The sequence below is a fragment of the Microbacterium sp. LTA6 genome (assembly GCF_045690355.1).
In the GTDB taxonomy this organism is placed as follows: domain Bacteria; phylum Actinomycetota; class Actinomycetes; order Actinomycetales; family Microbacteriaceae; genus Microbacterium.
In genome coordinates this window covers 700,201-717,828 of the sequence record NZ_CP147855.1, presented here as the reverse complement: position 1 = coordinate 717,828, position 17,628 = coordinate 700,201, and the positions used below count along the sequence as shown (strand labels likewise).

Below are 17,628 nucleotides of genomic sequence, written 5' to 3'. Positions count from 1 at the left end.
GCGTAGCCGGATGGCGACCGATTCAGAGCATCCCGAGCGCCCGTACGGCCTCGCGCTCCTCGACCAGTTCGGTCACGGAGGCGTCGACCCGCGCGCGTGCCCACTCACTCAGCTCCAGCCCCTCGACGACCTGCCACTCGCCCGCAACGGAACGTACCGGGAACGAGGAGATCAGCCCCTCCGGAACTCCGTACTCGCCGTGCGAGACGACACCGGCGCTGGTCCAGTCCTCGGTGCCGTGCACCCAGTCCCGCACGTGGTCGATCGTCGCGCTCGCGGCCGACGCCACCGATGACGAACCGCGCACCTCGATGATCTCGGCGCCGCGCTTCGCCACCCGGGGGATGAAGGTCCTCTCCAACCACGCCGGTACATCGCCGACGATCGCGGCCAGAGCCTCGGTGACCGGTCGCCCGTCGACGGTCGCGTGCGACACGTCAGGGAACTGCGTCGCCGAATGGTTGCCCCAGATCGGCACCCGACCGATGCTCCCGACGCGAGCCCCGAGGGCCTGCGCAAGCTGCGCCTTGGCGCGGTTCTCGTCGAGGCGGGTGAGTGCGGTGAAGCGCTCGGCCGGAACTCCGTCAGCGGATGCTGCCGCGATCAGCGCGTTCGTGTTCGCCGGGTTGCCGACGACCGTCACCCGCACCCCGGATGCCGCGTTGGCGGCGATCGCCTCGCCTTGCGGGCCGAAGATCCCGGCGTTCGCAGCGAGCAGGTCGGCACGCTCCATGCCAGGGCCTCGTGGCCGGGCGCCGACGAGCAACGCGAGATCGCAGCCGTCGAACCCGACGGCCGGGTCATCCGTCACCTCGACGTGCTCGAGCAGGCCGAACGCACCGTCCTGCAGTTCGAGCGCCGCACCCTCCGCGGCGCCGAGCCCCTGGGGGATCTCCAGCAACCGCAGCCGCACCTTCTCGTCCGATCCGAGCATGTCGCCGGCCGCGATTCGAAACAGCAGCGCGTAACCGATCTGCCCGCCCGCGCCGGTGATGGTGATGGTCGTCGTCATGATTCCGAGCCTACGTCTGATCGGCACGGGAGTACCCTCGATTCATGACCTTCAACCCCGACGCCGACATCTCGGGCAACACCACGCGACGCCGCGGACGCAACGCGGCGATCGCCGGCGGTGGCGTGGGTGTCCTCGGCATCATCGCTCTCCTGGTCGGACCGCTCCTCGGTGTGGATCTCACCGGCCTTCTCGGTGGCGGCGCGACGGGCGGCGGTACGGAGCCTGCCGGCGGTTCAGTCATCGAGGACTGCAAGACCGGCGCTGACGCCAACGCGGATGTCGACTGCCGGATGGCAGGCGCGCAGGTCGCACTCGACGAGTTCTGGGCGGAGAACATCGAGGGCTATCGAGCCCCGCAGCTCACCGTCGTCGACGGGCAGACTCCGACGCAGTGCGGTACCGCATCCAACGCCGTCGGGCCGTTCTACTGCCCGCCCGAAGAAGGTGTGTACCTCGATCCGACGTTCTTCGATCTCATGCGGCAGCAGTTCGGAGCATCCGCCGGCAACCTCGCGCAGCTGTACATCGTCGGGCACGAGTGGGGTCACCACATCCAGAACATCACCGGCTACATGGAGCAGTACCCGAACAACGGCACCGGTCCCGGCAGCAACGGTGTGCGCATGGAGTTGCAGGCCGACTGCTACGCGGGCGCCTGGATCGGGCAGATGACCAAGCAGAAGGATGCCGACGGCGACCCGTATCTGCTGGAGCCCACCGAGGCGCAGTTGAACGACGCCATCAATGCGGCGGTCACGGTCGGTGACGACCACATCCAGGAGCAGTCCGGTTTCGTGAACCCGGAGAGCTTCACGCACGGCTCCAGCGATCAGCGCCAGTACTGGTTCGCGAACGGATACCAGAACGGCCTGGGCGTCTGCGACACCTTCACTGTCGCCGAGGGCGACCTGTAATACCAGGAGGTCGTCATCCCTCGGCTAGCGTGGAAGGTTGAACTTCTTTTCACCGGGTCGGGGGACCAATGATGATGAACCTGGATGCACTGTATCCATCGATCGAGCCGTACGATGAGGGGCAACTGCTCGTCGGTGACGGGCACCGCATCCATTGGGAGGTCAGCGGCAACCCCGAGGGCAAGCCCGTGGTCTTCCTGCACGGCGGACCGGGCAGTGGCACCTCGCCCTGGCAGCGCCGCTTCTTCGACCCGGAGAAGTACCGGATCGTGCTCTTCGATCAGCGCGGTTGCGGCAAGAGCACCCCGCACGCCGCCGAGCCCGGCGCGGACCTGCGCTTCGTCACCACGGCGCACCTGATCGCCGACATGGAGCTGCTGCGCAAGAACCTCGGGATCGAGGCCTGGCAGGTGTTCGGCGGCTCCTGGGGCAGCAGCCTCGCCCTGGCCTACGCGCAGGCGCATCCGGACGCCGTCACCGGCCTCGTGCTCCGGGGCATCTTCACGCTGCGCCGTGAAGAGCTCGAATGGTTCTACGAGGGCGGCGCGGCCGCGCTCTTCCCCGATCTGTGGGAGGACTTCATCGCACCGATCCCGATCCTCGAGCGCTCACGGATGATCGAGGCGTACCACCGTCGCCTCTTCGATCCGGATCCTGCGGTGCACATTCCCGCGGCGGTCGCCTGGACCACATGGGAGGCGTCGACCGTGACGATGCGTCCGGACCCGGAGCACATCGCCGAGATGGCGAATCCGGAGCGCGCGGTGGCGTTCGCCCGCATCGAGAACCACTTCTTCGTGAACCGCGGATGGTGGAGCGAGGGTCAGCTGCTCGCCGGCATCGATGCGATCCGCCATATCCCGGCGATCATCGTGCAGGGGCGGTACGACGTCTGCACCCCGGTGATGACGGCCTGGGATCTGCATCGTGCATGGCCGGAAGCGGAATTCGTCATCGTCGAGGCCGGGCACTCGGCATCCGAGCCCGCGATCCAGCAGGCGCTGCGCGACGCGACGGATCTGCTCGCCCTCTGAGCGGCCCAGTTCTCGCTGGTCGTTGAGCGAGGGAGCGCAGCGACCGAGACGAAACGCATCGATCCGACCTCGAACGCTGGATGACGCGTTTCGACAGGCTCCTGAGCGAGGAGCGAAGCGACGAGACGAAGGGCGCTCGCTCAACGACCGAGCTGACGGGTGCCGTCAGGCGCGAAGCGCCTGGAGCAGGGTTCGTACGAGTCCGGGGACGCTGCCGGTCACGCGGAAGCGGGTCAGGCCCTCGCTCACCACGGCGCCGGTGCGAGACGATACGAACCACGGCGGCTTCGGCAGGATGCTCAGGCGCCCGCCGCCGTTCAACAGGGGGAGTGACCGCGGGAACGGCCGGAACGGTCCGCGGACGACCGAACGTTCGACACCGTCCAGCAGCAGCGCGTTGTGCACCACGCCGATCCCGCTGCCCACATCGTCGATCGTGCTGCCGGGGAAAGCGCCCCAGGTGAGGGTCGGGGTGATGAAGCCGAACGCCGTCCAGCCGTTGATCGCGATCGATCCGTAGCGGAGGGCGGTGATCGCCCGCTCGAAGCCGGAGCCGAGAGCCTTCTCGGTCGCCGGGTCGATCAGCAGGTTCGCGCCGAGCGTGCCCTGCAACTCGTTGTTCGCGTGCGCGACGGCCGCATCGAGGAAGTCCTGGCCGTGACCCGGTACGGTGACGACGCCGAGCACCGGAGCGAAGTACTCGGTGTGCTCGAGGGGCGCGGCATCCTGACCGTTCTCGATCTCCACGAGCACGCGGTCGCCGAGCACGAGGGCATCGGGGTAGGCATCCGCTGCCGACTGCATCCGCGATGGTGAGCCGGGGTACCAGGTCGGCCGCTCCGGGGCGTTCGCGTAGGCGCGGCGCAGAGCGGCACGGAAGGCATCGGCCTGCGCCCAGTCGGATGAGAGGATCACGACCTGGCCGGCGATGCAGTTGTGTCCGCTGTTCTGCAGACGCATCGTCGCAATGTGCTCCGCCTGGAACGTGATGTCGGCATCGGTCCATTCGCCTGGCACGACGATGATCGGCGAGACACCGCCCAGCTCAGCCGTGATCGGCTTCTTCAGTTGCGGACGGTTCTCGCGCCGGCGCCGCTTGGCCGCCGCGCCCTGGCCCCACACGATCGCATCGAACGTCGCCGCGGACCCCGTGATGTGCACGTGGATCAGGTCAGGGTGGCCGGTCAGGTGCGCCCCGACCGCCGGCCCGCCTCGGACGATCCGGAGGAACCCCGGCTCGATGAGAGCGGCGAACGCGCGCTTGTACACCGGCACGAGCGAGTCCTGCGTCGGGTTGACCTTGAGGAGGGCGGTGCGGTTGTGGGCGAGCAGCTCGTAGAGCACGTCGAGCACCGGGATGGAGGTGATATTGCCGGCGCCGAGCACCAGGCCGACGCCCCCGGACTCGGTGGGTGTGCGCTGGGCGAGGCCGGCCGCGGCGCGTGCGGCGTTCGGGGTGATGCCGGGCTCCAGCCAGACTTCTCCGGTGTACCCCGAGAGCAGGAACTTGTCGATCCCGGTGAGGGGGAACGCGTGCACGCGCGTACGGCCGCCCGGTGCCCGGTCGAGTCGCACGCCGTCGAGCGGGTTGACGCCCTGGGCGAGACGGGAGAGGGTCTCGATGTAGGCGTCGAGCGCGCCGAGCACGCTGTACGGGCCACTGAGCCACTCCTCGCCGCGCAGCGGATGCTTCGCGTCAAGGCCCTTGGATGCCGCCGCTGTCGTCGCCCAGTCCTCGGCGGTCGCCGCCACACCGGCGCGTACCGCTCGAAGCAGCGTTGCCCGCTGGCCGACCGTGAGGCTCGACCAGGTGCGGGTGCCGGTCTGGAGCGCGGCCACGTCCTGGTCGAGACGTGCGCGCTCCGCGTCGTCGAGGTCAGCAGGGGCGGACGTGGTCGTAGAAGTCATCGACGTCTCCTTCGGGCGGGGTCCCAGCTTATGCGTGCGGATCGCGGATGCGAGCGGGAGCCTCGTCGATGTCCGCGCGGCGCAGCCGGTATCCCCGCAGCGTCAGCAGGCTCGCCGCCATCAACACGGCGGGAAGGATGCTGAAGCTGAGCACGATGCCCGTGATCGCGGCATCCGGCTGCTCCACCGAGGCCCCGGCGACGGTGGAGACGTAGCCGGTCGCGGCCAGCGTGAGCGAGACCGCAGACGCGCCGAGAGCGAAGCCGACCGTCTCGCCGGCCGTCCAGACGCCGGTGAACGTGCCGGCCTGGCCTGCACCGTGCGTGCGTTCGTCGTGCGAGATCACATCGGGGAGCATCGCCATCGGCAGGGCCTGCAGCCCCGCATAGGCGACTCCCGCGACCGCCACCGAGGCATAGATCCACGGTCCGGGCGCCCAGACGGCGGCGGTGGTGGATGCCGCGGCCAGTGTGAACAGCACGCTGGCGATCATGAAGGCCCGCTCTTTGCCGAGGCGTCGGGCGAAGGTCGTCCATCCGGGCGCAGCGAGCAGCGCCGGCCCGACCAGGGCGATGAACACGAAGGTCACGGCGTCCTCGGATCGCAGCACCCAGGTCGCAACGTATTGTGCGCCGGCGAGCATCGTGCCGGTGGCGAGCGCCTGCAGCAAGAACGTGCCGAGCAGCGCGCGGAACGGGATGCTGCGTCCCAGCGCGCGGAACCCGGCGAGATACTGCTCGCGGATTCCGGCCGGGGGAGCCGCAGTACGAGAAGCGCCCTTCGCGCCGGCGACCGCGGTGCGTGCGGCGATGAACATTCCCGCCCCGATGACCACGCCGGCGACGACACCCATCAAGAGATAGCCCGCGACCGGATCAGATCCCGCCCTGCGCAGGGCAGGGCCGCCCGCTCCGAACATCAGGATCGCCGCGGTGAGCACGACCACGCGCCAGCCGAGCAGCCGGCTGCGTTCGTCGTAGCTGCCGGTCAGTTCGGCGGGAAGCGCGACGTACGGCACCTGGAAGAGGCTGAACGCCGTCGCCGTCGCGAGGAATGCCAGCAGCACGCAGGTCGCGCCGGCTGCCGGACCCCACGACGGCGGGACGGCGAAGGTGAGCGCGAAGAACAGCGGGAGTGTGAGCGCGCCGGTCATCATGAATCCGCGGCGCGAGCCGGTGCGCGCCAGCTGGCGATCGGATGCCGCGCCGATGAGGGGGTCGATGATGACGTCCCAGATCTTCGCGGCGGTCACGATGAGTCCCGCGGCGAGAGCGGCGACACCGAGGTTGTCGGTGAGGAAGTACGTCAGCACCAGCCCCGGCAGGGTGGCGTAGCCTCCGGTGCCCAGCGAGCCGACCGCGTACAGCACGATCGTGCGGGGAGAGAGGCGGACGGATGCGCGCTCCGGTCGAGCGTCTGAGCTCATCGCGCCAGTGTATCGGCGCGCATGTCACAGGCGACGTCGCGGCGCGGGCCTCAGATCAGCGCGAGTTCGCGCAGTTTCGCTTCGACGTCGGCGTTCGACGGCTCGACGTGGTGCGAGGAGTCCGGGTAGACGACGACCGGGATGTTCATGCGACCGGAGATGTCCTTCGCGATGTCTGCGGCAGCAGGGTCAGCGGCGAGATCGACGTACGTGTACTCGATTCCCAGTCCGTCGAGCTGCTTCTTGGTGCGGCGGCAGTCGCCGCACCACTCGGCGCCGAACATCGTGATGGTGTCAGAAGCAGGAGAAGTCATGTATCAAGGGTAGGGCCGTTCAGCAGAGCAAGCGCTGAGAGAAAGCACGGCGCGGCCAGACATGGAACGATGGAGCCGAATATCATCCGACGGGAAGGGTGCACGTGAAGACAGCGGTCACGGTCATCGTGCCGACCTTCAACGAGCGTGACAACGTGGCCGAGCTCGTCGAGCGCACGGCGACGGCGTTGCGCGGGTGGGATGCCGAGATCCTCTTCGTCGACGACAGCGCCGATGGCACCACGGCCGAGGTCGAGCGCGTCGCCGCAGACGCGCCCCTGTCGGTGCGCGTCATCCATCGCGCGGAGAACACCGGTGGGCTCGGCGGCGCGGTCGCCGTGGGGCTGGCCGCGGCGGCATCCGACATCTGCATCGTGATGGACGGCGACCTGCAGCATCCGCCGGAACTGCTGCCTCAGTTACTGGCGCGACACGCGCAGGGCGACGCCGATGTCGTCGGCGCCTCGCGCTACGTCGGCGGCGGGGACTCCGGCGGACTCGGCACGGCGCTGCGCTTCGGGGTTTCGCGGGCGGCGACCTGGCTGACGAAGGCGATGTTCCCGCTGCGACTGGCCCGGAGCACCGACCCGATGACGGGGTTCTTCCTCGTCGACCGCAGCCGCGTCGATCTCCCCGCTCTGCGTCCGCAGGGCTTCAAGATCCTGCTCGAGATCCTGGCCCGCTCCGACCTGCGGACCGCCGAGATCCCGATGGAGTTCGGCGAGCGCCGGCACGGAACGTCCAAGGCGAGTCTGCGTCAGGGGATGACGTTCGTCGCCCACCTCACCCGCCTGCGCTTCGGAAAGATGTCGCTGTTCGCCCTGATCGGTCTCGTCGGGGCGATCGTGAACCTCGGCATCATGTGGCTGCTCACCACGGCCGGTATGGACTACATCTGGGCCGCGATCATCGGCGCCGGGACGACCATCATCGGCAACTTCATCCTGCAGGAGCGGTTCGTCTTCGCCGACATGCGCACCGGCGCCCGAGGCCTCGGCATCCGGTTCGCCACCTCCGTCACGTTCAACGGCATCGAGGCAGCGCTGCGCATCCCGTTGATGGCACTGATGGTCGAGTCCTGGCACATCTCGAGCGTGGTCGCCACAGGGATATCCCTCATCGTCGCGTTCTTCGCGCGGTTCCTGTTCCACTCCCTCGTCGTCTACGCGCCCCGCGGCCGTCGACCGGCCGGTGCCGCGGCTGAACCGCCGGTCGACACCGCGACGCAGCGGATCATCCGCGCGATCGATGCCGAGGCGATGCGGCCGGGAGAGCTGTAGACGCCACCGTGTGAATGGGCAGGCATTATTCTGTCCCGGTGACTGACATCGCAACGGCCCCGCGCTTCCGGCTGACCCGCATGCACCCGCGCGACCCCCATCAGGGACACCGCGCGGCGACGCCGCTCGAGCTCTTCTTCGACCTGGTGTTCGTCGTCGCGGTGAGCACGGCTTCGGCCCAGCTGCACCACGAGCTGTCGGCGGGACATGTCGAGAACGGGCTCGTATCGTACGGGTTCATGTTCTTCGCCATCTGGTGGGCGTGGATGAACTTCACCTGGTTCGCGAACTCGTTCTCGACCGACGACTGGCTCTACCGCATCCTCACCTTTGTGCAGATGGGTGGGGTTCTCGTGCTCGCGGCGGGAATCCCGGCCGCGTTCCATGGCGACTTCACCGTGCCGGTCATCGCCTACATCGTGATGCGCGTCGCGATGATCGTGCAGTGGCTGCGCGCCTCTCGTTCGGCAGGCAGCGCGCGCAGGGCGACGCTGTTCTATGCGGCAGGCATCACGATCGTTCAGCTCTGCTGGGTCGCATTCCTGTTCGTCCCCGCCGAGGCGAAGATCGCGGTCTTCCTCCTGTTCGTGGTCTTCGAGCTCGCGGTGCCGGTCATCGCCGAACGCCAGGGGCAGACGCCGTGGCATCCGCACCACATCACTGAGCGTTACAGCCTGTTCACGCTGATCGTCCTCGGCGAGAGTCTGCTGGCCTCGTCCAACGCGATCATCGAAGCCCTCGACGAGGTCGAGTCGCTCGGACCGCTCATCTCCATCGCGGTGCTCGCGCTCGTCGTCACCGCCTCGCTGTGGTGGATCTACTTCTGGCCGCCGCACCACCGCGCCATCACCACCCTGGCAAGCTCCATCCGCTACGGCTATACCCACTTCTTCGTTTTCGCGGCCGCAGCGGCATTCTCCGCCGGTATCGAGGTCGAGATCGATCGCCTGACGCATCACTCAAAACTCGATGCGGTCCAGGCATCCTTCACGGTCACCGTTCCGATCGCGGTGTTCCTGCTCGGCATCTGGTGGATCGCGATCCGCGAGAACGCGGATCGGGTCGTCAACACGGCGATCCCGCTCGCGGCGGTGCTGGTGCTGCTGGACCCGTTGCTGCCGACTCCGGTGGTGTTCACGGCCATCGTGCTGGTGGTCGTCGTGGTGATCCTCGTGCTGCGGCCGCCGGTGGGCGAAGAGGCGCCAGGATCTCAGCCCTGAGTATCAGAAGGATCACACCTGCGTATGCCCGGTGGTGCATACGCAGGGGCGTAGCCTGAGGTGAAGCCTTCGGCATCCGCCTTCGGCTCCTGCAGCTCCAGGGCTCCCAACTGGCAGGAGAGCATCATCTCCATCACCAAGGTCGAATCGACCTCGAACACCCTTGGCCCCGTACGCCAGACGTACGCCGGGTCAGCCGAGATCCCGCCGATGGCTCAGGCCTTCAAGCAGGTCTCGCAAGTTGTCCGTGAGACCGGCCTTCTGCGCCGAGCGACCTGGTTCTACATCGCCGTAGCCTCCGGTATCGCCGTCGCCCTCGGCGGTTTGATCACCGGCTTCATCCTGCTCGGCGACAGCTGGTTCCAGCTGCTCATCGCCGCCGGACTCGGCATCGTCCTGACGCAGATCGCATTCCTCGGACACGAGGCCGCGCACCGTCAGATCCTGACCTCGGGGCCGGCGAACTTCAAGCTCGCCCGCATCGTGATCGCCAGCATCGGCATGAGCTACTCCTGGTGGGACTCGAAGCACACCAAGCACCACGGCAACCCGAACCAGGTCGGCAAGGACCCCGACATCGAAGTCGACACGATCTCGTTCCTCGAAGAGGATGCCGCGAAGGCCAAGGGCCTGATCAAGCTGATCACCCGCAAGCAGGGCTGGTTCTTCTTCCCGCTGCTCACCCTCGAGGGGCTGAACCTCCATTACCTCGGCCTGAAATACCTGTTCACGACCAAGAACGTCAAGGGGCGCTGGATCGAGCTCAGCATCATCGCCGCACGCTTCGTGCTCATCCTCGTTCCGGTGTTCATGATGCTCCCGCTCGGAATGGCGTTCGCCTTCATGGGAGTTCAGTTCGCCGTCTTCGGCGTATACATGGGCGCCGCGTTCGCACCGAACCACAAGGGCATGCCGATCATCGATCCGAGCGCCCGACTCGACTTCTTCTCCAAGCAGGTGCGCACCTCCCGGAATGTCTCCGGTGGATGGCCCACCACTTGGCTGATGGGCGGCCTGAACTACCAGGTCGAACACCACCTCTTCCCGAACATGCCGCGCCCGCATCTGTCGAAGGCGCGCGAGATCGTCCGTGACTACTGCGCCGCGAACAACGTGCCGTACACCGAGACGACTGTCATCCAGTCGTACAAGATCGTCATCGAGTACCTGAACCGCGTGGGACTCGCCGCGGGCAGCGACCCGTTCGACTGCCCCGCAGCCGGACAGATGCGCCGGGCGTAGTCCGCTCCTCGAATCGCTGAATGGCTCGATCTCTCCGGAGATCGGGCCATTCGTGCGTTGGGGAGGCGCTACAGCAGCCCGAGCTCGAGAGCGAGGGTGACCGCACGGGTGCGGTCCGACACCTCGAGCTTCTCGAATGCGTGCAACAGGTGCGTCTTCACCGTGGCCTCGCCGATGAACAGTTCCCTGGCGATCTCAGGATTGCTGCGCCCCAGCGCGACCAGGCGCAGCACATCGAGTTCGCGGGGGCTCAACTGAGGGCGCTCAACCCTGTCGGTCCGCATCCGCGTCACCAGGGTCGCGGCGATCGAGGGAGCCAGAACGGTGTGGCCCTCCGCCACGGAGCGGATGCCGGCGACGATCTCCTCCTGCGGCGCGGCCTTCAGCAGGTAGCCGCTGGCGCCGGCTTCGATCGCACCGAGGATGTCGTCATCGCTTTCATAGGTCGTCAGGACGAGCACCCGCACGCCGGGAAGCTCCTCGGTGATCCGTGCGGTGGCCTCGGCGCCGCTGAGGCGCGGCATCCGCAGGTCCATGAGAACGACGTCGGGGCGCAGAGTGCGGACGAGTTCGACGGCTTCGAGACCGTCGGATGCCTCGCCGACGACCTCCAGGCCGTCATCGAGAGCGAGGAGGCCGACGATGCCGGAACGCACGATCGGATGGTCGTCTGCGACGATGACGCGGATCATGCTGTCCTCGCCGCGGCATCAGTCGAACTGCCCGACAGCGGCAGCCGCGTCAGCGGGATGCGCACCGTGAGCGTGGCCCCTGACTCTTCGGCATCCTGCACCTGCAACGCGCCGCCGACGAGAGCGACGCGGTCTCGCATGCCCGACAGCCCGAACCCGCGGCCGTCGTCGATCTGCGTGTCGCCGATGCCGCGGCCGTCATCGCTCACCGTGAGCACCGCCTCATCGCCGATCTCCAAGGTCAGGGATGCCGCGTGGGCCGCCGCATGCTTGCGGACGTTCGCGAGTCCTTCCTGCGCGCACCGCAGCAGCACGACCTGCACATCGCGGGGCACGACCTCGGCGGAGGCTTTCACGGATACCGGCACGCCGGTCTCCCGGCCGAAGCGCTCACCGAGCCGATGCAGCGCCTGCGCGAGGGAACCGGACGGGTCTGTCGCCGGCGACTCGACGACGACGAGAGCGCGTGCCTCACGCAGGGCGTTGCGCGCCGCCTCCTCGATGAGCAGGACCGTGTCAGCCGAGCCGTCGTGACGGGCGCGCTCCGCGAGCATGACGATGCTGGTCAGGCTCTGGGCGATCGTGTCGTGCACGTCTCTCGCCAAGCGTGTTCGTTCGGCCGTCGCGCCCGCCTCGTGGCTCGCCGCCTCGAGACGGGTCTGCGCGGCGGTGAGCTCGGCGAGCAGCCGCTGACGTTCGGAGCCCCACTCCGCGATCCGCGTGATCCAGAGTCCCAGCGCGAGACTGAATGCGCCGGACAGCCCGGAAGTCAGGAATCCGGCGATGACCAGTTCCGGGGCGAAACCGCCCCAGACCGAGTATGCGGTGCCGAGGATGAGCGCGTTCAGCACTGTCACGATGACGGACTGGAGCGTTGAACGCGAGGTCATCCAGATCAGAGGCAGCACCAGAGTCTGCAACAGGAGCATGTTCGGTTCGAGCGAGACTCCGAGCGCGAGCAGGATGACGAGGGCTGCCTGCAGCACGATGGAGGTCATCGGCGTCGGCAGGGGAGACTCGCGAATGCTGACGAAGCGACGGGCACCGAGGGCATAGACCAGGACGATGCCGCACGCGACGGTGAATAGCAGCCACGGCGATCCGGGGAAGCGGGCAGGCAGCATGGCGAAAGCGAGCAGCGTGATCACCGCGAAGAGGGCGGCAGTGGCGATGTCCCAGCCCAGGCGTTCCTTCCTGATGGTGCTGCTCATGGGAACTACTCTTCCACCCTCCGGTGCCGGTGCGCTCCGGCGATGCACGGCATCCGTCATCCGTCGCGGCGGATCCAACGGAACGTGAACCGGCTGAGCAGCAGGCCGATCACCAGCCACACGCCGAGCATGATCACGATCATCCCGAGATCCCACTGCCCGCCCGCCTCACCCGCTTTGAAGGAATCCGGCAGCAGCGACGCACGCATGCCCTGCGCGATCCACTTCAAGGGGAACACCCCTGCGACATTCTGCAGCCATTCCGGCAGCATCGTGAACGCGATGTACACACCGGAGATGAACTGCAGGAGGAGCACGATCGGGATGACCACCGCCGAGGACGTCTTGCCGGACCGGGGCACTGAGGAGAGGGCGATGCCGAGCAGGGTGCAGGTGAGGAGGCCGAGCACGAACACCCAGGCGAACCGAGCCCACGCTTCCGGGGCGGTGGGCAGTTCGACGCGATAGACGACGACCGCGACGGCGATCAGCAGTGCGATCTGCAGGATGGCGGTGACGAACACCTCGCCGATCTTGCCGATGAAGTACGTGACCGGTGAGAGCGGCATGCCTCCGAGGCGCTTCAGGGTGCCGTCGCTCTTCTCGACGGCGATCTCGATCGACAGCCCCTGCACCCCGGAGAGCAGGATGCCACCGGCGATCAGGCCGGGAAGGTAGTAGGTCGCCATGCTCACGGCATCCGCCCCCTCGCCGATGTCGCCGGTGAAGATGGTCGCGAAGATGAGGTACATCACCGTCGGGAACAGGAACGTGAAGAAGACCTGGTCGCCGGCACGGAAGTATTGGCGCAGCTCGAAGCGGATGCGGCGGGCACCGAGGCGAATCGTACGTGGCAGGCCGAAGTTCGGGGATGCGGCGGTGGGGGCGGTGATGGTCATGTTCACAACTCCTCAAGAATCGCGACCGGAGCGAAGGGGGCCAGCGTGTCCTCAGGGGTGGCGCGCAGCGGGTGGACGGTTTCTGCGGGGTCATGAACAGCGGATGCTCGGATCAACTCCAGGTAGACGTCTTCCAACGTCGGCCGGACGATCTCCAGACCTCGCGGCTCGCCGTCGCGGCGGTAGAGCTCGGCCACGAGTGCGCCGGGTGCGACGGTCTTCTCACTGTGGGCCGTGCCTGCGGGATCGATCCAGCGCACCACGGGGGTGCGCGCGTCCGGTCCGCCGATCTCGTCGATGCGCCCGATCGCGGTGATGGTGCCGCCGGTGATCACGGCCGCGCGGTCGCCGAGTTGCGCTGCTTCATCGAGGTAGTGGGTGGTGAGGAGGATGCTGGTGCCCTCCCGTTTCAGCGAGCGGATGAGATCCCAGAACTGGCGCCGCGCCGCGGGGTCGAACCCCGTCGTCGGCTCGTCGAGGAAGAGGAGCTCGGGGCGGCCGATGATTCCGAGCGCGACGTCGAGTCGACGCTGCTGCCCGCCGGAGAGCTTCGCCGCCCGTGTGCGCTGCTTCTCGTCGAGCCCGACGGCGGCGATGACCTCGTCGACGTCACGGGGGTGAGGGAAGTAACCGGCGAACTCGGTCAGCAGCTCGCGGACCGTGAAGGTGCCCGCTTCTCCGGTGGACTGTAGAACGATGCCGAGGCGAGCCTTCCAGTCCAGCCCGCCGCGCTGCGGGTCGACACCGAGCACGCGCACGTCGCCGGAGGTGCGATGCCGATAGCCCTCGAGGATCTCGATCGTGGTGGACTTGCCCGCGCCGTTCGGTCCGAGGAGCGCGAAAGTCTCACCGCGGTGGATCTCGAAGCTGATGCCGTCGACAGCCGTGAAGCCCCCGTACTCCTTGCGGAGGTCACGCACCTCGATCACGTTGTCTGTCATGACTCCAGCGTGGCTGGAGCCGCGGCGACGCGGTAGCGGTGAGGAGGCGGATTCCGGGGTCCACCGATCGGTGGACCCCGAGCATCGGAAACGACTGAGGCGCGAACGGAAATCCGTTCGCGCCTCAGTTCGAGAGGACGGTGATCAGCGTCCTGCGTGCTCCTCGTCGGCCTCGACGACCTCGATGGTGATCTTGTTGGCGACGATGGACTCGTCGTCGATCAGTTCGTCGTCGAGCGCCTCATCGCCGAGGAAAGACTCGTCGCCGACGGGCGCCTCCGGCGCGGCGTCTGCGGCGTCTTCCACTTCGGCCTCGGTCACCAGCTCCGACTCGGAATCGATCGCGTTCTTGGTGCCCTTGGCGTTCTTGGTGCTCTTGGTGTTGACGGCCACCGCCGCGGAGTCGGCAGTGGTCGGCTCGGCGGCAAGGATGCCGTCGGGGCGGATCAGCTCGCGCACCTCGGACATGAAGCTCGACAACTGCTGCTGCTGCCAGCGCAGCTGGCGGGTCCGGTCCTCGGCGTCGCGCAGCACGGTCGTGGCGTGCTCCATGACAGTGTCGACGATCTTCTGCGACTTCACGCGAGCGCGGTCGAGGGTGTCGCGGGCGCGCACATGAGTATCGGCCTCGATCGTCGCGGCCTGCGCGCGCATCAGGCGCTCGTAGTCGTCGGCCTTGCCGGAGATCCGCTGGGCGTGCTCCAGGGAGGCGGCAACCTGCTCGTTCGCGTCGGTGGTGATGCGCTCGGCGTGCGCGACCGCCTGGTTGTGCAGCACCAGGAACTCCTGCTGCGCGTCGTCCTGGCGGCGGGTGAGCGTCTCCTCGAACTCGAGAACGCGGGCGTTCATCTCGCGGACCTCGCGCTCGGCATCCGCCCGCAGTTGTGTCGTCTCGCGGGTCACCAGCGAGCGCAGTGCGGCTGCACCCTTCTCGGCCTCGGTGCGGATCGCAGTCGCTTCCTGAGCGGCCTGGGCGACCTTCTCGTCTGCGTGCGCGGCTTCGCGTTCGATCCGCGCCTCGTGCGCGGTGTACTCGGTGTCCATCTTCAGACGCACCTGGTCGGCATCGCGCTGCGCCTGCGCGGTGATCCGGGTGGCGTCGGCGTCGGCCTCGGCGCGCTGTGCGGCGACTTCTTCACGAGCGGCCGCCATCAGACGGTCGGCCTGCACAGCCGCGTTCTGGATGAGCACGTTGGCCTGCTCCTCGGCAACCCGCAGGATCGCCTCGAACTGCTGGCGCGACGGCGCTTCCTTGCCTTCCGGGCGGGGAGCGTCGACGAGCTCGGAGGTGAGCGTGCTGACCTGCTGCTCGGCCTCGGCAGCCTGGGCCTTGGCGGCGGCGATCTGCGACTCGAGAGCTTCTCGAACGGCGCTCTCCTCGGCGCGCACGGCTTCGAGCTCCGAAGTGTGGCGTTCGTTGATGTCGTTCAGATCGGCGGTGACCTGCTGCAGCTGGTGCCGCAGGCCCGAGAGCGCTGTATCGACCTCGCCCTTGTCGTATCCGCGGAAGCCCACGGTGAACGCGGACTGCTCACGGGGGTTGCTCTGAACCAGCTGGTCGAAGAAGTCGTCTCCGCGATCGCCGGTGCCGGGGGAGTCGCTCATGTGCTCAGGCCTTTCTGGGGTGGCGCATCCGCCGAACTCGGTCCGCCCGGATCATGCGGCAGGGGCGGAGCGATTTCGCGGGGCCAAGGGGATGTCGTGGGGAACGCCGCCACAATGCCCTTCCGGAAGCCGGAGAGACATGCGCCGCGCACTCAGCTTATCTTTGCGTGCTGTGATTCGGGGATGGAGTCTTGGATCGAGGTCCGGCTCCGGGAAGCGGAGGGCGAAGCTATTTCGCACTAGTGCTATATTGCAAATATGGAAGACGAAGCGACCACAGTCTTCGAGGCGCTGGCGCATCCGACCCGACGGCAGATCCTCCAGGACTTGAAAGACGGCGAGCTGGCCGCTGGCCAGATCGCCGCGCAGTTCCACGCGACGGGGCCCACCATCTCTCGTCACCTTCGCGTTCTTCGAGGTGCAGGACTGATCAGCGAGCGGCGCGACGCCAATCGCATCCTGTACTCGCTCGTCAGCGGACGCCTCGCCCTCACGGTCGGAGACTTCCTCTCCACCGTGTGCCCGGAACAGGTCGTGGTGCGCGAAGTGCGCAAGAGACGTTCGGCGAATGCCGCGAAGGGTGAGGCGATCGAATGACTGTTCTGCGAGAGGTACGGGCGCACCTTCGTCGGCGACTCCTCCTCAGTTACCGACTCGACCCGGAAGTGGCTCGCAGCCTCCTCCCCGCGCGGTTCCGCCCGCAGCTCATCAAGGGATATGCGCTCGCCGGGGTCTGCGTACTGGGAATCGAGGACGTCCGCCCGACATGGCTTCGCGGACGGTGGGGCCTGCGCTCGGAGAACGCCGCGCACCGCATGGCCGTCGAGTGGGACGACGCCGGCGAGACTCATCGCGGTGTCTACATCTTCGAACGGCACAGTTCCGCGTGGAGTCCCGTGCTGTTCGGGGGCCGCCTGTTTCCCGGTGTGCACCGAAAGGCGCGATTCACGATCGACGAGTCCGGCGACAGGTATGCGCTGACGATGGATGCGAAAGGGGAGAGCCTCGCTGCCGACGTCGAAGTCGGAGGCGAATGGCGCAGTGACTTCTTCGATACCGTCGACGACGCCTCGGAGTTCTACCGCGCCGGACGCATCGGGTGGTCGCGCCGGCAGGACGGTGTGACCCTGGAGCCGGTGGTGCTCGCATCCGAGGAGTGGTCCGTGGAAGGGGCCAGAATGCGCAGCCTGCGCTCGTCGTTCTTCGACGCGTTGCCGCCTGGTGCGGCGGTGTTCGACAGCGTCGTCGTCATGCGGAATCTGCCGCTCACACTTTCGGCGCCGCGGCTCGGCTGATCAGTCGAGTCGGAAGACCTGACCGGTCTGCACTCCGTCGACCGACTTCGTGAACGCCTGGCCGACGGCGACGGAGGAGACCGGGATGAATCCGGGGAAGGCAGCGTGGTAACCGGTGGATTCCTCGAGAACCGTGGGGCTGACGGCGTTGACGCGGATGCCACGGGGCAGTTCCGTCGCCGCGGCGAGCACGAACGATTCCACGGCGCCGTTCGCCATCGAGGCGGCAGCGCCGGTGGCGATGGGTTCGCGTGCCAGGATGCCGGTGGTGAGCGTGAAAGAACCGCCGTCGGCGACGTAGGGCGTTCCGATCCGGACGACGTCGATCTGGGAGAGGACCTTGCCCTCGAAGGCGCTCCGGTAGTCGTCGGGTCCCAGTTCCGCGAGCGGCTCGAAGGGGACTGACCCCGCGGCGACGACGACGGCATCGACCTCGCCGACGGCTTCGAACAGCGCCGTGATCGAGGCGGCATCCGTGACGTCCACGCGCGGTGAGGTGGAGCGCCCGACCGGGATGACGGTGTGACGGGCCTCGAGAGCGCGTGTCGCGGCGGCGCCGACGTGTCCACTTGCGCCGATCAGCAGAATTCTCATATGGTCCTCACCTCGGTGGCCGTTGTGCCTTCGACTGC

17 protein-coding genes are annotated in these 17,628 nt (G+C 67.6%); 7 read left to right on the top strand and 10 right to left on the bottom strand.

The window, feature by feature from the left end; all coding sequences use genetic code 11:
* Positions 1-22 precede the first annotated feature (22 nt).
* Positions 23-1,012 carry a malate dehydrogenase gene (locus LTA6_RS03405; RefSeq protein WP_341976135.1) on the bottom strand — a complete coding sequence of 330 codons (990 nt, stop codon included), beginning with the start codon at positions 1,010-1,012 and terminating at the stop codon, positions 23-25.
* Positions 1,013-1,056: 44 nt separating this feature from the next.
* On the opposite strand from LTA6_RS03405, the gene LTA6_RS03400 reads away from it, so the two are divergent.
* Both LTA6_RS03400 and pip read left to right on the top strand, forming a co-directional pair.
* On the top strand, positions 1,057-1,929 hold the full coding sequence (locus LTA6_RS03400) for a neutral zinc metallopeptidase (protein ID WP_341976133.1): 873 nt from the start codon (positions 1,057-1,059) through the stop codon (positions 1,927-1,929).
* Between the two features lie 68 nt (positions 1,930-1,997).
* Entirely contained in the window at positions 1,998-2,963 is a 966-nt protein-coding gene (pip, locus tag LTA6_RS03395) for a prolyl aminopeptidase (RefSeq protein ID WP_407358625.1), read from the top strand.
* A 165-nt stretch (positions 2,964-3,128) separates the two neighbouring features.
* Here pip and LTA6_RS03390 read toward each other — a convergent pair whose 3' ends face one another.
* Genes LTA6_RS03390 through LTA6_RS03380 form a run of 3 tightly spaced genes read right to left on the bottom strand, consistent with a single transcriptional unit; the run spans position 3,129 to position 6,611 of the window.
* Positions 3,129-4,871, bottom strand: a complete 1,743-nt coding sequence (locus LTA6_RS03390) for an aldehyde dehydrogenase family protein (RefSeq protein WP_341976131.1) — start codon at positions 4,869-4,871, stop codon at positions 3,129-3,131.
* A 28-nt stretch (positions 4,872-4,899) separates the two neighbouring features.
* Positions 4,900-6,297: an MFS transporter gene (locus tag LTA6_RS03385; RefSeq protein WP_341976130.1), complete on the bottom strand. Its 1,398-nt coding sequence runs from the start codon at positions 6,295-6,297 to the stop codon at positions 4,900-4,902.
* 50 nt (positions 6,298-6,347) lie between these two features.
* A complete protein-coding gene (locus LTA6_RS03380) occupies positions 6,348-6,611 on the bottom strand; it encodes a glutaredoxin domain-containing protein (RefSeq protein WP_341976129.1) in 264 nt (87 codons plus the stop codon).
* A gap of 104 nt (positions 6,612-6,715) precedes the next feature.
* Between LTA6_RS03380 and LTA6_RS03375 the strand changes: the two genes are divergently transcribed.
* From LTA6_RS03375 to LTA6_RS03365, 3 genes are all read left to right on the top strand, one after another.
* Positions 6,716-7,891: a glycosyltransferase gene (locus LTA6_RS03375; RefSeq protein ID WP_341976128.1), complete on the top strand. Its 1,176-nt coding sequence runs from the start codon at positions 6,716-6,718 to the stop codon at positions 7,889-7,891.
* A gap of 80 nt (positions 7,892-7,971) precedes the next feature.
* A complete protein-coding gene (locus LTA6_RS03370; RefSeq protein WP_341978262.1) occupies positions 7,972-9,111 on the top strand; it encodes a low temperature requirement protein A in 1,140 nt (379 codons plus the stop codon).
* A gap of 123 nt (positions 9,112-9,234) precedes the next feature.
* Positions 9,235-10,353: an acyl-CoA desaturase gene (locus tag LTA6_RS03365; RefSeq protein ID WP_341978260.1), complete on the top strand. Its 1,119-nt coding sequence runs from the start codon at positions 9,235-9,237 to the stop codon at positions 10,351-10,353.
* Positions 10,354-10,421: 68 nt separating this feature from the next.
* Here the strand turns inward: LTA6_RS03365 and LTA6_RS03360 are convergent, their stop codons facing one another.
* The 5 genes from LTA6_RS03360 to LTA6_RS03340 form a co-directional block, all read right to left on the bottom strand.
* Entirely contained in the window at positions 10,422-11,045 is a 624-nt protein-coding gene (locus LTA6_RS03360; RefSeq protein WP_341976127.1) for a response regulator transcription factor, read from the bottom strand.
* On the bottom strand, positions 11,042-12,256 hold the full coding sequence (locus LTA6_RS03355; RefSeq protein WP_341976126.1) for a sensor histidine kinase: 1,215 nt from the start codon (positions 12,254-12,256) through the stop codon (positions 11,042-11,044). The genes LTA6_RS03360 and LTA6_RS03355 overlap by 4 nt, the downstream gene beginning before the upstream one ends.
* A gap of 56 nt (positions 12,257-12,312) precedes the next feature.
* Positions 12,313-13,155, bottom strand: coding sequence for an ABC transporter permease (locus LTA6_RS03350; RefSeq protein ID WP_341976125.1), 843 nt, complete (start codon positions 13,153-13,155; stop codon positions 12,313-12,315).
* Positions 13,156-13,157: 2 nt separating this feature from the next.
* Positions 13,158-14,096: an ABC transporter ATP-binding protein gene (locus tag LTA6_RS03345; protein WP_341976124.1), complete on the bottom strand. Its 939-nt coding sequence runs from the start codon at positions 14,094-14,096 to the stop codon at positions 13,158-13,160.
* Positions 14,097-14,240: 144 nt separating this feature from the next.
* Positions 14,241-15,701, bottom strand: a complete 1,461-nt coding sequence (locus tag LTA6_RS03340; RefSeq protein ID WP_407358624.1) for a cell division initiation protein — start codon at positions 15,699-15,701, stop codon at positions 14,241-14,243.
* Positions 15,702-15,959: 258 nt separating this feature from the next.
* Between LTA6_RS03340 and LTA6_RS03335 the strand changes: the two genes are divergently transcribed.
* Together LTA6_RS03335 and LTA6_RS03330 are read left to right on the top strand one after the other, a co-directional pair.
* Positions 15,960-16,298, top strand: a complete 339-nt coding sequence (locus tag LTA6_RS03335; protein WP_341976122.1) for a metalloregulator ArsR/SmtB family transcription factor — start codon at positions 15,960-15,962, stop codon at positions 16,296-16,298.
* Entirely contained in the window at positions 16,295-16,996 is a 702-nt protein-coding gene (locus LTA6_RS03330; RefSeq protein WP_341976121.1) for a DUF2071 domain-containing protein, read from the top strand. The genes LTA6_RS03335 and LTA6_RS03330 overlap by 4 nt, the downstream gene beginning before the upstream one ends.
* Here the strand turns inward: LTA6_RS03330 and LTA6_RS03325 are convergent, their stop codons facing one another.
* The gene (locus LTA6_RS03325; RefSeq protein WP_341976120.1) at positions 16,997-17,590 is read right to left on the bottom strand and encodes a short chain dehydrogenase; all 594 of its coding nucleotides are present in this window, start codon (positions 17,588-17,590) and stop codon (positions 16,997-16,999) included.
* Positions 17,591-17,628: the final 38 nt, after the last annotated feature.